The sequence below is a fragment of the Kitasatospora sp. NPDC127116 genome, from assembly GCF_042677365.1.
GTDB classification, from domain to species: Bacteria; Actinomycetota; Actinomycetes; order Streptomycetales; family Streptomycetaceae; genus Kitasatospora; species Kitasatospora lactacystinica.
Map to the genome: position 1 here is coordinate 20,234 of NZ_JBHXTL010000013.1, position 14,025 is coordinate 34,258.

A 14,025-nucleotide genomic window follows, 5' to 3' on the forward strand; every position below is an offset into this window, starting at 1 on the left:
CTCTCCGGGCAGTCAGCGGCGGGGGCGGGCGGGTTCGGCCGCGGGGTGGTTCGAGCGGTCGGCCAGCGTGGAGGAGCGGGTGGCGGCGTCCTGGCGGCGGGTTCCCAGGACCAGCGGGCCGGAGCGGGTCGGGCCGCTGGTGCCGGTGGCGGCGCGGTGGCGTTCGCGCAGCCGGTCGGCGGGCTCAAGTGCCCGCAGGGACGCACCGAGCAGACGGTCGGCGCCGACGGAGGCGTCCAGGGCCATCACCCGGACGATGCCGGCGGAGGTCGCCGAGGCCCGCAGCAGCGAGCAGTGCAGCACCTGCTCGGCCCAGTACGCCGGGTCGCCGGGGACCGGATCGAGCAGGTCGCGGACCTGTGCGACGCCGATCGTGCCCTCGGCCACGGCGCCACGGCGCTGGACCTCCCAGAGCACCGTGAGTTCGTCGACCGGCTCGCCGCGGTGGTCGAGCGCGGCCATGGCCTGGAACACCACGCGGTGGCCGTCGTCGACGAAGTCGGCCTCGGTCAGCCAGGACGCGACCGGTCCGACCTGGCCAGCGGCGCCGATGAGCGTGGACAGCAGCATCCGTTCGTGGTCCCGGGCGGCCTGCGCCGCGCGACCGTCGCAGGAGGGCGCGGCTTGGGCCAGGGGGTGCCGGGAGCGGGTCTCGATCGGCCCCCAAGCGGCGGCGAGGCGCTCGATCACCGCGTGCAGTGTGCCGGTCAGTTCGACCGTGTCCTGCACCGAACCGCTCTCCGCGGCGGCCAGCAGCCTGTGGGCGTGCTCCTCCAGCGACCGGCGCACCGCGGTCTCCAGCACCATCCGGCCGTAGGCAGCCGCGTGCGCAGAGGAGGGGCAGGCAGCCACCAGGGTGTGGCCGTAGCTGGCGGCGAACCCGGGGATCGTCCGGCGGGCTACGCCGATCACTTCGAGTGCCCAGTCGCGCCGGGCGTCCTCGGTGGTCGCCCGCTGCCCGGCGGCCTGGTGGTCGAGCAGCAGCGCGAAGAACGCGACGTGCGCAGGGCGGTAAAAGTGCCTCGGCTCCAACCACGATCCCAGGGCGGCGAGTTGCCCGGGGTCGAGGAGACAGGCCCCGAGCGCGGCCTGCTCTGCGTGCAGCTGCGGGCTGAGGTCGCGGCTGGTCGCGCTCACCGGCCCGCGTCCATTCGGGCGGGGGCGGGCGCCAGGAGCGTGCTGAGCGTCTGCAGGTCGCGGACCAGTGCCTCGTCGTGGATCGGTACGCTGCCGCGGCCGATGGCCAGGTGCCATCGGCCGTCGACCCGTGCGATGGGCATCGGCAGTTCGGCGACGGTCTCCGAGTCGGGGGTAGATCCCGGAGCGAAGGCGGAGCGGGCGAGGTTGCGAGGGAGGGGGGAGTAGGTCACCAGGAGCTCAAGTCGTCTGGGGGGAAAGAGATGTGGAGGGAGCAGTAGGAGAAAGGGGTGTCGGTTGGCTGGCCGCAGCGCGTGTTCCGGTCAGCGGCGGCGGGCCGCGCCACCGCGAGGGGCGGCCGGCGTCGCGCCGGCGAGCCAGTCCTCGAAGCCGGGCAGCGTCTCGACCTGCTGCGACGTGGCGGTGGCCGCCGCCGCCCGCTCGGAGGTCGGCGGCGCCTCGCGGGGCGCGGCCAGGGCCAGGCTGTCCGGACCGTAGATCTGAGCCAGGTAGTGGTCGACCTTGTCCTGCCACGGTATGTTGAGCAGGGCACCGACCACGCGGGCGGCCTCGGTCGGGGCGACGATGTCGCCGAGCTGCTGGGTGGCGGAGCTGCGCGATCCGGTCCAGGGGTAGTCGGCGGGCATCCCGACCAGCAGCGCCGCCTCGGGCACCGTGAAGCGCCGTTCCTTGTCGTGGGCCCAGTACCAGCCCCGGATCTTGCTGGTGATGCCCGGCGCCACCTTGTCCGCGCTCCACTCGTTGCCGCCGGACGTCTTCCTGTTTCCGCGCGTGTTGACGCGCACGCCCTCGGGCCAGTCGAGCGCCTGCGCCGCCGTGCGCTGCGGCATGGGCGAAGCCGGGTGCATCGCCTCGACGTTGACGTAGTGGTGGCGCCCGGCGACCAGGTAGACCCGTCGCCGGTGGGAGGCGAGGCCTGTGTCGGCGGCGTCCAGGACGCGGTAGCCGGCACTGCACCAGTCGGCGGTGTACAGCTCGTCGCGCAGGGCGTCCAGCACGATCTCCGGCAATGCGCTGCTCTGCTCCATCGCCAGCCAGCGCAGGTTGTCGTACCGGGCGGTGAGGGTGAGCGACCAGATCAGCGTCTCGGCGATCAGCCCGATGCGCTCGTCGCTCATCTGCGGCACCAGCGATCGCGCCTCTTCGTAGGTCAGGAGCGGACCCGTGAACCCGCCGTAGCCGTCCCACTCGGGGTCCGAGCAGACGCCGCAGTCCGCCGCCTCGTCGCATTCCCCGCTGTCGTGCCAATGGCCGAACGTCGCCTCGCACGCCATCGTGAACGTGTCGAGGAGCAGCTCGATGTTGTGATCCTGGTGCCCCTGCCGCAGGCCGGCGGGCGTCCAGACCTGGCAGGGCGCGCTCACCGTGAGCCCTTCCACGTAGCGCAGCGCCGGGTTGGCCAGGTCCAGGCTCCGGACATCGGCGACGATCCGCCGCCCTCCGGCCGCGACCGCCGTCGCCGAGGCGTCGAAGTTGATCTCGACACCGACGACGTCGAACCTATCGGCGCCGGCGTCGAGGACGCGCAGGCCCTGCTCCCAGCCGCCCGCCCCCGCAAACAAGTTGACGACGCGCTGGGGCTCCCCGGGCTGCGGGGGGAACAGCCAGGCGACCGGCCATGGGTAGGCGAGGGCCACGAGTTCGCTGTGCGTCCACGGGCCCATCTGCGGGCCTTCGTCCGGCCAGTGCAGGTCACCTGCGGTGGACAGACGGGGCCGGAAGTCGCGCGGCGGGATCTCCGGGTACCGGTAGGTCATCGCACCGGCCGCCCCACTGCCCGGGCCTGCAGCCCGGTGGGCGGGGCAGCCTCCGCGACCGGACCGTCGGGGGTGCCTTCGGCGGCGATCATCAGCGACCTGCGGCGAGCGGCGGTGGCCCGATCGCCCGTGGCGGACCCAAGTGACCGTGCGTAGTCCGCGGTGATCTGCTCGTCGATCGCGGCCAGCGCCTGGGCCTGCTCACGGAAGTGGGCACCTGCTGGGTGCTCGGCGGAGTCCGCGCTGACGGCCAGTTCGAGCACGCTCTCGGCCAGCTTGCGCATGGCGGCCAGCCCGTTGGTCAGGCCGAGTGGGGCGTTGTCGGCGGCCTGGCGCTCTCCGGTCAGCGGGAGGAGGTCGTGGTGGAGCTCCGAGTGGACCTCGCGCAGCATCTCCGCGTGGATGAAGGATCGGCCCGCGAGGACGTGCGGGTAGGTGGAGCCGACGTGGTCGAGGCGTCGGGCCAGGCCGTCCAAGGCGCCCAGGCGGGCCGAGGCGGCGAACTCGGGGGGCGCCGGTGAGGCGACGGCTGCGGTGTAGACGTCGACGGCGTCGCGGAGGCGTCCGGCCCGGATGCGGTCGTACTGGAGGAGGCGCGCCTGGTTGACGCGGTCGAGTTCGTGGTGGCCGGCCTCGCGAAGACGCCCCGCCTCGCCGAAGACCTGGTGTTCGGCGAAGCCGAACCAGTTCGCGGCGACCTCCCCGCCGCCGGGAGAGGCGACTCCGATCCGGATGCCGTCCCACGTGTCGTGACGGATGGTCTGGGTGAGGACGGCGGTGATGACGAAGTTGCCACGGCGGGCGACCTGTTGTACTCCGGCGACCGCTCCGTCCGGCAGCGGGCAGATCAGGCGCAGGGCGGTTGCCCGGTCGACGGGTATGCGCCAGGGATCCAGGGCGGACACCTCCTGGTGGGTGAGGGGACGGCGGACTCAGCGGCGGCGCGACGGGCCGGTCGGCGGCGGGGTGTGCCGGGCCGGCGGCAGGGTCTCGGCGCTGGGGCCCTGCTTGGTCTCGGCCGCGATCTCGGCCCTGCGCGCGGCCCAGCGGGACAGGGCCTGCTGGTAGTCGCGCCAGGCCCCGGTGGAGACGGCGAGGTCGACCGGGGGGACGGGCGGCTCGGTCGAACGGTGACGGGTGATGGCAACTCCAAGGTGAGGGGCCGGAGTCGTACTCCGACCTGAGGCGGGGCGGTGGTGCAGGTGCTCGCCTGGCGGTCGCCCCGGGGCGTCAGCGGCTGCGTCGTTCGAGTGCTGCGGCGGTCGGCTGCCAGAGCGGGGCCGTGTAGGCGAGGGCTGGGTGGTCGGCGCGGTGGTCGGCGCGGGCAGCGGCAGTGCGCGGGGGAGGGCGCGTCGTTCTCCAGGTCGGCGGCGGCGTCGGCGAGGCCGTCGCCGATGAGGCGGACCGCCTCGGCGTGGGCGTCGAAGGCGAGCGCGTAGGCGCTGCCGCGGCCGGTGCCCTGCTCGCGGAACTACTCGGCTGCCCGTTCCAGGAACTGGTGCAGCGCGCCGACCAGGCCGCTCTCGCCGGCCGTCTGCTCCAGGACGTCGGCCAGTTCGCCGGGCCGCTCGGCCCGGTTGAGCATGCCGGTCCAGTCGACGGGGCCCGAGGAGACGCGTGGCTCACCGGAGTTCTGCCGGATGGGCTCGGTCACGCCGCCTCGCCCCGGCAGGAGAACGGGCTGCACCCGCCCTCGGACCCGAGTTCCAGCTCGTCCTCGGTGACCTCGGCCTGCTGCTGGAGGGCGCGCAACTCGTTGCGGGTGAGCTTGTCGATCGGAGCGATGGCCAGCGGCTGGCGGGAGCGGTGCAGGTAGGCCTGGCCGAGCAGGGGCCTGCCGTCGGCCGTCGCCCGCGCGTTCCCGGCACGTATGCGTTCGTCGAATTCGACGACGTCCGCCCATTCCTCCGGGGATTCGTCACGGATCTGCCGCCACTGGGCATTTCCGTGAAAAGGACATCCCAGGCACGCGGATTTCGGCGTGGATTCCCACCCGTGCTCGGCCAGCAGCCGAAGGCAGTCGGCGCGGGACAGGTCCAGATCGATCAGCGGGAACGTGTGCCGCGTGTACTTGACGTCCGAGTCCTTCGCGCGGTGGAACTCGTCGGTGGAGATCCCGATCCACTGCTCTACGAACACCCCACGGGGCACGCGAGTTGGATAGGGATACCCGAGAATCCGGCGCACCTCGCGCTTGATCGGCTTAATCTTATATTCGCCGGTGCATTGCCGCCGCGTCATTCCCGGACTGCCGTCCTTATTGAGAATGTAGAGCGGCATCGAGGCGAATCGGTGCGCGGGGTCGAGAGCATCCTCGCGGATGTTCCCTGAGGAGACCCGCAGAATCGGGATGTTCGCGGGCCGGGCGATGCGCCGCTCCACCTCGTCCAGGTGCCGGTAGACCGCGGACGGCTCCCATCCGGTGTCCGAGAAAATCGCGTAGTCGAGCTTCGGAAGCTCCCCGAGTGCGGACAGAAGAAGCAAGGTCGTGGATTGCACGCCGGCGCCGAGAGAGAGAATTCGGCTGGCCGGCTCGGTGGCGTGGCTCATGCGGCCTCACCCGCCGCCATGGCCCGCTCGGTGATGAGCGCGGTCTGCTTCGAGGACGCCGCCCCGATCGCGCTGGCTCCCGGTTCCTTGTACCAAGGCCGCAGGTCAAGCAGGGCGGGGCGAAGGCCGGTCGCGAGCAGGAGAGCCGTTCCCTTGCGCAGTGCGCGGATCTTGTCGGGTGGCAGGATCCGCTCCTGGCGCATGCTGGTGGAGGTCGACCGGCCGGATTCCGACGTGGAATGCGAGATGGTCTCGACATCGTGCTCACCAACCAGCCTGGAGAGCTTGTCCGCGAAATCCGCGTCGTCGATTCCGGAGCCGACCAACTTGATGGTGGCGGCGCTCCACATCGCGTCCATTCCCGCCTCGCCCCACACCTTCTGGCCCTGGCGGTAGCTCTGCAAAATGGTGATAGGAATGACGCCACGCGACCCGAGATGGGAATACAAGTCGGGAAGGTCCGAGATCTTGCAGACATTTGCCGCCTCGTCCAGGATCGCAAGGAGCGGCGGGTCGAGACGGCCGCCGGCCCGTTCGGCCTGAATGGTCGCGGTACGCATCACGGAGTCGGCCGCCGCCGCGATCAGGGCACCCGCGCTGCCGCCGCCATCCTTGCTGAGTAGGTAAAGCGTGTCGCGGTTGGTGACGAACTCCTCCGGTCGGAACTCCGGCAGGTCCGCATTCGGCGTGACCCATCGGGAGATCTTCGGATCCAGGAGGCACGCCGCATACTGGCGGGCCGTTTCATAGATTCCGTCGCGTGTTTCGACGGCGCCGGATACGGTGCCCTGGAGCTGATCCGCGATGGCCGTCATCCGGTGGTCGCGGAGAATATCGATCGGCGTGCGGTCGGAAGGCACGGCCAGCCACTTGAGGACGTCCGTGATCGGGCGCTTGTCGACGCCCGCCGAGAGGAACAATGCGCACAGGGTGTTCTGGGCGGCGGTGGACCAGAAGTCGCCCTGACTGCTCTCGTCGACGGCCGCAGCGACGAAGTGGCCGGCGAGGCGGCGGGCGCCCGGCAGGTCCTTGGCGTCGGCCAGGATGTTCCACCACATGCCCTGCGGGGTGTGGGCGATGCCCTGCGGGTCCATCGTCCAGACCCGGCCAACTGCACTGCGGGCGTCGAGAGTTGCCGTGTAGGCGTCCCGTGCGGCCTTGTTCGAGGTGAGCAGGACGGGGCCGGGTGCGCGCAGGATCGCGGGAACGGCGAGGCTGGTGGTCTTGCCGCTGCGGGGCGCCATGATGGCGACGCAGACGTCCTCCCAGCAGGAGCGGACCTCGGTGCCGTTCGCGAGGTTGCCGAGGAGGATGCCGGTGTCGTCCGGGCGTAGTTCCTTGGCGCTGGCGAGGCTGGGGCGCAGGTCGCGGGCCTTGGTGGTGATCTCCTTGGGCAGGAGCGGGGCGAGGTCGCGCGCCCCGGCGAGACCGTCGGTCGTTCGGCGGCGTCGGCTCCACAGCCACAGGCCCATGGCGGCCAGAGCGATTGACACCAGCGCCGGCAGGATGCGGGTGCTGATCAGCAGCGGCAGCGAGGCCAGGTGCGGGTAGAGGTGGTTGGGGTGGAGGGCAGCGGTGACCGGCGTGAACGGGTTGCTCCACGGGCCGCTGTCGGTCAGGTAGTTGGCGGTATTGCCGCCGAGCCAGGCGAGAGATCCGAAGACGGCGAGCGTGAGGCCCGCGCCGATCAGCGCGTACAGGAGTGCGTCGGTGCCCGGGCTCTGCGAGGGGGACTTGGGAGCGGAGGGCAGGAGCGTTCCTTGCGGGGGAGAGGAGTTGGCCTGCCGGGCGCTTGGCGTCTCGCGGCAGGGGCCCGGAAGCGGGCGGGAGAGGGCGCGGTGATCACTGCGGGACAGAGGCCCGGGACGGTGTGATCGGCGCGGCCCGGCGGGTGGTCAGCCGGGACGGGACGTCAGCGCGAGGGGGCGCTGCCGTAAGGGCGCTGTGCAGCCGGCGCAACAGAGGGAAACGTTTCTGCTTGGGTGGCTGCGGGGAGCGTTGCGGCCGTGTGTGTGAGGGCCGCCGTGGCGCGTGCGGAGGCGGCCTCGTCGGCCGGGGTGCTGCCCGGCGTCACGATGCGGTATCCGGCGCTGGTCAGCGCCGTACTGGCGCTCTGCAGGGCATGGGCCAGCTCGGATGCGGAGGATGCGGCTGGTGCGTTCTCGTCGAGGCCGGTCACGCGCTGTGCGGCGGTGTCCAGTAGCGCGGTAATCCGCTCCAGGACTCCGTGCTCGGGGTCCATCAGCGGCTTGATCGCTTCGCGGAGGTCGTCCGTGGTCACGGCGGCGTGGACCTCGGCGGTGGCGGTGATGAGTTGGGACTTGATGTCCGCCCAATGCATTGAGGTCAGCGAAGCTTGTTCGGCGGGCTCAAGGGGCGGGAAGACCTTCGTCGGGTATCCGGCGGCGGTGAGCATCTGCTCGGCCAGTCGGATGCGCCGGTTGACGTCGCCGCGGACTGGGCTCTCCGCGGTGCAGATTGAGTTGGGGCCGCTGCCGTCGGCGCGGAAGCCGGCACGGGTGAGGAGGGTACGGCTGACCAGGTCTGGTGCCTGGGCCCAGGCGCTTGCGGTGGTGCCATGGCTGGTCGGAAAGCGCGCGATGGTGATCGGCTCGGTCAGGGGGCGCCTTTCTGGTTCAGCGTCGCAGGGGGTGGCCCTGGTTCGGGTGACGGGGGTTGAACGCGGCCTGCTCGGCCTCGAACGACCGCAAGGGGTTGGTCCTCCTCGGCGGTGGGGCCGGCCGCACACTGGCTGCGGCGCGGGTCGCGGCGCTGATCTGGGCGCTGGTCCGAACGACGGGCGTCGGGTCGGCGACGGCGGAGGTCAGCATGGCCATGTACCGCATCGGGGTCGCTGCGGTGAGAACCGCTGTCCACTGGTCGTCCCACGTCGGGCCGAACGCCGCGTCGATCGTCCAGTGACCGACCAGGCCGCCGGAGAAGAGGTGGTCGGGCTTGGGGGTGTGGACCAGCGACGCCTTACCGTCGGGCGAGGTGAGGCGGATACCGTCGACGACCGTGACGTTCGCGCCTGCGGCGCCGGGCACGTCGACGCTGACGGTGCCGCCGTCTCCGTCGCCGAAGTGTGCAGCGGTCCGGTCGGAGGGCGTCCAGCCGGCCTTGAGGAGGGGGCGCCACGCGGCGTCCGGGTGGCCAGGCCACTCGGCGACGATCTCCCGGGGGGCCACGAACCGGTCGGCGGCCAGGGCCTGGGTGAGCGAGCCGACGATCTCGGCGGGCGTCTCCTTGGTGAACGTCGCTTGCCACAGCGGCTGGGCATCGCCAGGCCGAGCCCGGACGCTGACCTTCCACAGGTGGAAGATCTGGTGCTCTGCGAGGACCTCGATCCGACCGCACGGGCTGGTGGCCGCGACGCGGTTGGCGGCAGGGTTGTTCTCATGTGGCCAGCCGTGCACCTGGACGAGGGGCTGGAGCACGCGGCTGATGTCGCCTGCGCCCGCCAGATAGCGGGGCTGGACGAGGAATTCGTCCTGGGGCATGGGTCTCCGGTTTCAGCGGCGGGGCGGTTCGACGATGCGGGAGTGCGGTGCGACGGCGGCGGGCGCAAGGTGGAACTCGGCTCCGGGACCGGCAGCCCGGATCGCTGGTGAGGACGCGATGGCCGCTTGGCGTCGTCCGCCCGTGACGAGGACCTCCTCGGTGGGAGCTGCGGCTCGCCAGGCCGCAGCGGTGATCCGGCTGCCGCCTTCGAGGACGGGCTCCCACAGGTGGGGCTGGTCGCCCAGCTGCGAGGCGAGCTGGTTGCCGAGCGCGGTGACCGCGGCGGCGAGGCGGTGGGCCGGACCGGGCTGGAGGGTGAGGTTCTGCAGGACCTCGGCGGCCTCCTCCGCGGTCATGGAGTCGGCGAGTTCCTCGACTTCCCGCAGCGCGGAGCTGGCCCGGGCGACCGCGGACTGCGCGGCGTCGAGTGTTGGGTTGGCGGGCATGGGCTCCTGCATTCAGCGGGTGAGGGGCCGGGCCGCCACCGGCACGGTGCTCGTGCGGGCGGCGGGCGGGGAGGCGACGAGCGCGGAGCGAGGTGTCGGCATGGTGAGTGCGGCGCCGGCACGGGAGTGCCGCTCGGTGTGCTCGTCCAGCTGGCACACCGCCAGGGCCAAAGCCCGGTCCCGGGTGGTCTCGGCGAGGGTGCCGTCCGCGCGGGCGAGCGGGGCGATGATGCGGGCCTCGTGCTCGTCGGTGCGGATCACGACCCACCGGCAAGCGTGCGGATCGTCGGGCCGGGCGATGCCGGTGGCGGCCAGGATGCGCCGGGCGACCTGCGCGAAGCGCGCATCCGACGGCTGCGGGAAGCCGGGGTCGGCACGCAGCGCACACTGCCACACGAGGCGGGAGCGGATGGCCTGCGCCGGTGACGAGACGGTCGGCAGGTGGGCGGCCAGTTCCCGGGCGAAGACGGCCGGGGGCAGCTTCGCGAGGTCGGTGACGGGCTCCCAGGCGTCCAACACTCGTAGCGGCCGGCCGTTGCGGGCGGCGGTCGCCGCGAGACCGGTGAGCAGGTCGTCGACCGACGAGGTCCGTGAGAGGACGGGGTGCACGTCACCGTCCGGCGGCTGGGCCGGGCGTCGGTCCCGCGCCGACGAGCGCCACTGCCGCAGTCGCCTGCTTGTTCGTGGCGGCGGCCTTGCGCGAGGGGCGGGCAAGCGCGGCCTGGTGGCGTTCGGCGGCGTCCAGCGGTCCGTCGTAGTCCCACGGCCACCGCCCGCCGATCTTGTACAGGCCCCGCGAGTCGGGCTCGACGGTCTCTGCGCCCCCGTCGCCGTCGTAGTCGGCGCCCCACTCGAAGGTGAGTCGGTTGTCCTCCCAGCGGCCCGTCAGGCCACAGTTGTCGAGGTGGAGGTCCTCGACGATCCGCTCGGCGACGGGCCGGGTGAAGACCGGCGAGCAGTACGGACCGGCATGGCCCAGAGTCTCGCGCTCGCGGACCAGACCGGGGTACGGGCCGTGGACCGATCCGTCGACGTAGAAGTGGAACAGACGCTCGGGGTCATCGGGGTTGGGCAAAGGCTCTTCTCTCAACGGTGATCAGGGTGAGCGCGGGGGCCTCAGCCGCGTGGGGCAGGCAGGCCGAGGACCCTGGCGGCGGACGATGACGGCAGGGCGTCGGGCAGCGTCGAGGCGTCGGCGCAGAGCACGCGCCGAGCGGACTCCGCCCGGAGCACCTGCACCACGAGCGCGTGTGCCGCGGCCGGGCGCACCCCCGGGACAGGCCGGGCCGGGGTGGTGTCGATGGTGTTCAGAAGGGGTTCTCCGTGGTGCGGGCGTCGGCAGCGGCGGCGAGCAGTTCGGGCAGGTCGGCGGGGGCCGCGTCGCGCTGGTCGATCCACCAGCTGGCTCGGTCGGTCACCCGGACCTGCTGCTCGATGTCCTGCCAGCCCTCCTCGGCGAGGCCGCCCTCCTGCACGAGGACGCGGTAGGCGCCGGTGACGAGCTGGTAGCGGCACCGCTCGCCCCAGCTGATCGCCTTGGGCGGGCCGTCCAGCGGCGGCATGCTGAACTTCTGGGCCCAGTCGGTGGCGGCCTGCTGTTCCTCCGCACGGCGTTCGGCGATCCACGCCTCACGGGAGGCGGGGTCCTCCTTGCGCTCGGCGAGCCAGCAGTCCTTGCAGGAGCGTCCGGCGAGCCAGCGGGCGTAACCGGCCCGCTGGTCGGCGGGACGGGCGGACAGGTCGTGCTCGACGCTGTCCCCGCAGGCGTGCTCGACGGTCCAGACGGTCTTGACGGCCAAGTAGGGTCTCCTTATCGGGTGTTGCGGTTACCGGCGGCCCACGCGATGCGCGGATCGACGGCGGGGGCCGCGGTGGCGGTGGCGGCGGCGCCCTGGGCCTGGAGGGCCGCGCCGGAGCGGACCTGGCCGCTGACGGCGAGCGCCGCGCGGGCCCGGGGACTGGTGGGCGAGGCCGCCGCGGGGCGGGCCGCGGGGGCTGCGGCGACGGAGGCGAGATCCTTGCTCGCCCCGGCCAGAACGGTGGTGGCCTCGCCGATCACCGCCTCGATCCGCGCCGGGTCGATGCCGGACAGGTCGCCGCGCAGCTGCTGCTGGATCGCCCGCAGGCGCGAGGCGATCTCGGCGCTCATGGCCGCCCGGTCGTGCAGCATCGCGTCGGTGCGGCGCTCGTCGATACTGGGCCCGACCGGGCCGTGGATCACCGTGTTGAACGGATCGGCGCCCTTCGGCGCGGCCGGGCGGGACAGGTCCGGCGCCTTGATCAGCTTCGTCTCGAACGGGTCCGCCGGCGGGGACGGGGCGGGAGAGGGCTCGGGGGACGGCGGGGTGCGGTTCATCGCGGCGACCAGGCGGGTGGCGAACGGGTCGGTCGGTGTGTACGGGCCGTCGAGGGGCTCGAAGGCGAGGTCCGCGGCGACGCGCACGCCCTGGTCGCGCAGGCGGGCGATAGCGGTGGAGGTGCGCCGGTCGCCTTCGAACTCGGGCTCGTCGAGGGCGAACAGGTCGGAGGTGGGGGAAGTGCGTACGAAGCCGGCCTCGGCGAGGGCCAGACGCACGTCCTGCCGGTCGGAGGCGTTGCGGGCGACGATGCCCAGCTGCGGGTGGCGTCCGAAGGCGACGTCGTGCGAGCGGCTCGTGGCCGGAGGGCTGAGGTGGATCACGGACCCGGGGCCGGCGGCGGCCACCGCCGGGCTCGGCGGGACGGGGCGGCCGGGAACGGCGTCGAACTCCGGTGCCGCGGTGACCGGGATACCGATACGCCGCAGTTCGGCGACGGTCTGGCGGACATGGCGATCTGTGTCCCCGGTCTGGTGGATGGTGAGCCGACCGTCGGGGAGGGGCTGGAACCCGGAACGCACGAGGACCTCTCGGGCAAACGGGGTGACCTCCTGGCCGAGGGAGACGGCGATACCGTACTGCGGGTCGTGGGCGACCGAGACGTGATCGGGACGGATGCGTGCTCCTCGGGGCAGGGGGGCGGGATCAGCGGAGGCCGGACGTCGGGACCGGGCGCTGGGGGGTCTGGATCGGCGTGGCGGAGGTGGTGGCAGAGCGCGCGGGGGACAGCAGCAGGGGCGTGGTCCGGGCGGCGTGCGGGGAGAAGTCGATGCCGCGGCGGACGGCCACCGTGACGTCCAGGTCGTGCAGCGACCGGGTGGCGTCGACCATGGCGCGCAGCTGCTCGGCCGGGTCGGCGGTGGCGAGCGAGTACCGCTCCGGGGCGGCGTCGCGGCCGAGTTCGAAGCCGGCGTCGCGCAGCGCTGCCACCACGCGCTGGTCCCGGCTGGTGGTGCCCGCGGTGATGCCGGCCTCGCGCAGCGGACGGAAGGTGACGACCGGGGCCGCCTCGGTGCTGGACGTCGTCTCCATGAGGAGTCCTCTCGTTGGGGTGGTCAGCGGCGGGCCGATCGGCCGGCCTCCGGCGGCTGCGGGCGGTCGGGCGGCGCGGACGGGGATGTCCGCATCCGTGCCGGCCGGGCGGTGCGGGCGGCGTCGGCCCGGGACGGGCTCGGGCGGCTGGTGTCCCGCTGCTGCTGGACGCGGAAGTCGCGGCGCGCCTGGGGCCAGTACCAGCCGGCGTAGTGGTCGGTGATGCCGAGGGAGCGGTCGACCGGGTCGAAGCGGAGGATCTGGTAGCAGCCGGAGGAGGCCTCGAAGGCGAGCCACCACTGGGTGCTGTCGGTCTCCCACTTCTGCATCGCCTCGACGACGAGGCCGCCGTCGGTGATCTGCGCGGCGAGCGTCCTGCTGGCGTCGGAATCGAGGCCGGCGAGGAGTGCGGCGCGAGTGTGCCAGCGGGCCTTGTCGGCGGTGGCGGCAGCGTCGGGGAACGGGCCTTCGTCCTGGAGCCAGGCGTAGTGGTCCACCAGGCGCTGCCCGCTCTGCCGCGGGTCGTGCCAGTTGGACACCTGCACACCGGCCTTGAGCAGGGCGTCGATCGCGCCGGCGGCGTTGTCGATCTGCTCGTTCGCCTCGACGTTCAGGTGCTGGTGCCACGCGTCGGCGCCCAACTGCTGTGCGCGGTACCAGAACCCGGCCTGGTAGAGGATCTCTCCGGCGGCCCGGGGGAGCGGTCCGGAGCGCACCGCGAACTCCCCGACGTCGAAGTCCCAGCCGAACTCGACGAGCGGTGCGTCGGGGCTCACCGGTGGCGCGCCGCGCCCGGCGCCAGCAGCAGCGGGATGAACGGGGTGCTCGCGGCGGCGGCCTGTTCGCGCTCGGCCTCGCGGGCGGCCTCGTGTTCGTGCTCCTCGATCAGGCGCACCAGGTCGGCCTCCAGCTGGTCGCGCCGTTCGGCGGCGACCTCCAGTTCCTCCAGGTGGGCGTCGAGCTGGTCGAGGACGGCGTCGTCGACCCGGCGCTTGGCCGTCGCGACGTTGACCAGGCGCACCCGCTGGAACGCGACCGCAGTCTCGGCCTCGGTGAGCACGCGGTGGGCGTCGAGAAGTCGGGCGGTGGCGGCGTCCGCCCTCGCCTCGGTGGCGATCAGCGAGGTGACGCTTCGGCCCAGGGCGGCCTCCAGGCGGGCGTCCTGGCGGGTGAGCGAGTGAGGCATGGATCTCCAAGTACGTTCGGGCAGAGGGGAATTGGTGG

Annotated in this window: 17 protein-coding genes; all 17 read right to left on the minus strand. The window is 72.7% G+C overall.

What is annotated here, in order from left to right:
- Positions 1–12 precede the first annotated feature (12 nt).
- The 17 genes from ACFVHV_RS08325 to ACFVHV_RS08405 all read right to left on the minus strand — a co-directional run bounded on the left by ACFVHV_RS08325 (position 13) and on the right by ACFVHV_RS08405 (position 13,987).
- Positions 13–1,137, minus strand: coding sequence for a DnaB-like helicase N-terminal domain-containing protein (locus ACFVHV_RS08325; RefSeq protein WP_380349833.1), 1,125 nt, complete (start codon positions 1,135–1,137; stop codon positions 13–15).
- Entirely contained in the window at positions 1,134–1,370 is a 237-nt protein-coding gene (locus ACFVHV_RS08330) for a hypothetical protein (protein WP_380349836.1), read from the minus strand. Before ACFVHV_RS08330 ends, ACFVHV_RS08325 begins: the two co-directional genes overlap by 4 nt.
- A 90-nt stretch (positions 1,371–1,460) precedes the next feature.
- Positions 1,461–2,915: a DNA cytosine methyltransferase gene (locus ACFVHV_RS08335; protein ID WP_380349839.1), complete on the minus strand. Its 1,455-nt coding sequence runs from the start codon at positions 2,913–2,915 to the stop codon at positions 1,461–1,463.
- Positions 2,912–3,820 (minus strand): hypothetical protein, encoded by a 909-nt coding sequence (locus tag ACFVHV_RS08340; RefSeq protein ID WP_380349842.1) that lies wholly within the window; start codon positions 3,818–3,820, stop codon positions 2,912–2,914. The genes ACFVHV_RS08335 and ACFVHV_RS08340 overlap by 4 nt, the downstream gene beginning before the upstream one ends.
- Positions 3,821–4,386: 566 nt before the next feature.
- Positions 4,387–4,569: a hypothetical protein gene (locus ACFVHV_RS08345; RefSeq protein ID WP_380349845.1), complete on the minus strand. Its 183-nt coding sequence runs from the start codon at positions 4,567–4,569 to the stop codon at positions 4,387–4,389.
- Positions 4,566–5,399 carry a hypothetical protein gene (locus tag ACFVHV_RS08350; protein ID WP_380350039.1) on the minus strand — a complete coding sequence of 278 codons (834 nt, stop codon included), beginning with the start codon at positions 5,397–5,399 and terminating at the stop codon, positions 4,566–4,568. The genes ACFVHV_RS08345 and ACFVHV_RS08350 overlap by 4 nt, the downstream gene beginning before the upstream one ends.
- Before the next feature lie 62 nt (positions 5,400–5,461).
- Positions 5,462–7,216: a type IV secretory system conjugative DNA transfer family protein gene (locus ACFVHV_RS08355; protein ID WP_380350042.1), complete on the minus strand. Its 1,755-nt coding sequence runs from the start codon at positions 7,214–7,216 to the stop codon at positions 5,462–5,464.
- Positions 7,217–7,377: 161 nt separating this feature from the next.
- Positions 7,378–7,881 (minus strand): hypothetical protein, encoded by a 504-nt coding sequence (locus ACFVHV_RS08360; protein WP_380349848.1) that lies wholly within the window; start codon positions 7,879–7,881, stop codon positions 7,378–7,380.
- Between the two features lie 220 nt (positions 7,882–8,101).
- Positions 8,102–8,965 (minus strand): DUF317 domain-containing protein, encoded by an 864-nt coding sequence (locus ACFVHV_RS08365; RefSeq protein ID WP_380349850.1) that lies wholly within the window; start codon positions 8,963–8,965, stop codon positions 8,102–8,104.
- Positions 8,966–8,977: 12 nt separating this feature from the next.
- Positions 8,978–9,412: a hypothetical protein gene (locus tag ACFVHV_RS08370; RefSeq protein ID WP_380349853.1), complete on the minus strand. Its 435-nt coding sequence runs from the start codon at positions 9,410–9,412 to the stop codon at positions 8,978–8,980.
- Positions 9,413–9,424: 12 nt separating this feature from the next.
- Complete coding sequence (locus ACFVHV_RS08375; protein WP_380349855.1) at positions 9,425–10,021, minus strand: hypothetical protein; 597 nt, start codon at positions 10,019–10,021, stop codon at positions 9,425–9,427.
- A gap of 1 nt (position 10,022) precedes the next feature.
- On the minus strand, positions 10,023–10,487 hold the full coding sequence (locus ACFVHV_RS08380) for a hypothetical protein (protein ID WP_380349858.1): 465 nt from the start codon (positions 10,485–10,487) through the stop codon (positions 10,023–10,025).
- Positions 10,488–10,719: 232 nt separating this feature from the next.
- Complete coding sequence (locus ACFVHV_RS08385; protein ID WP_380349861.1) at positions 10,720–11,211, minus strand: hypothetical protein; 492 nt, start codon at positions 11,209–11,211, stop codon at positions 10,720–10,722.
- Positions 11,212–11,222: 11 nt separating this feature from the next.
- Positions 11,223–12,290, minus strand: a complete 1,068-nt coding sequence (locus tag ACFVHV_RS08390; RefSeq protein WP_380349864.1) for a hypothetical protein — start codon at positions 12,288–12,290, stop codon at positions 11,223–11,225.
- 124 nt (positions 12,291–12,414) lie between these two features.
- Positions 12,415–12,801: a hypothetical protein gene (locus ACFVHV_RS08395; RefSeq protein WP_380349867.1), complete on the minus strand. Its 387-nt coding sequence runs from the start codon at positions 12,799–12,801 to the stop codon at positions 12,415–12,417.
- A gap of 23 nt (positions 12,802–12,824) precedes the next feature.
- On the minus strand, positions 12,825–13,577 hold the full coding sequence (locus tag ACFVHV_RS08400; protein ID WP_380349870.1) for a hypothetical protein: 753 nt from the start codon (positions 13,575–13,577) through the stop codon (positions 12,825–12,827).
- A complete protein-coding gene (locus ACFVHV_RS08405; protein ID WP_380349872.1) occupies positions 13,574–13,987 on the minus strand; it encodes a hypothetical protein in 414 nt (137 codons plus the stop codon). The genes ACFVHV_RS08400 and ACFVHV_RS08405 overlap by 4 nt, the downstream gene beginning before the upstream one ends.
- Between the last annotated feature and the right edge of the window lie 38 nt (positions 13,988–14,025).

Coding starts and splice junctions, on each gene's coding strand:
- ACFVHV_RS08360 (WP_380349848.1), bottom strand. CDS start 7,881: ATGCTCACCGCCGCCGGATACCCGACGAAGGTCTTCCCGCCCCTTGAG.
- ACFVHV_RS08365 (WP_380349850.1), bottom strand. CDS start 8,965: ATGCCCCAGGACGAATTCCTCGTCCAGCCCCGCTATCTGGCGGGCGCA.
- ACFVHV_RS08395 (WP_380349867.1), bottom strand. CDS start 12,801: ATGGAGACGACGTCCAGCACCGAGGCGGCCCCGGTCGTCACCTTCCGT.
- ACFVHV_RS08370 (WP_380349853.1), bottom strand. CDS start 9,412: ATGCCCGCCAACCCAACACTCGACGCCGCGCAGTCCGCGGTCGCCCGG.
- ACFVHV_RS08335 (WP_380349839.1), bottom strand. CDS start 2,915: ATGACCTACCGGTACCCGGAGATCCCGCCGCGCGACTTCCGGCCCCGT.
- ACFVHV_RS08405 (WP_380349872.1), bottom strand. CDS start 13,987: ATGCCTCACTCGCTCACCCGCCAGGACGCCCGCCTGGAGGCCGCCCTG.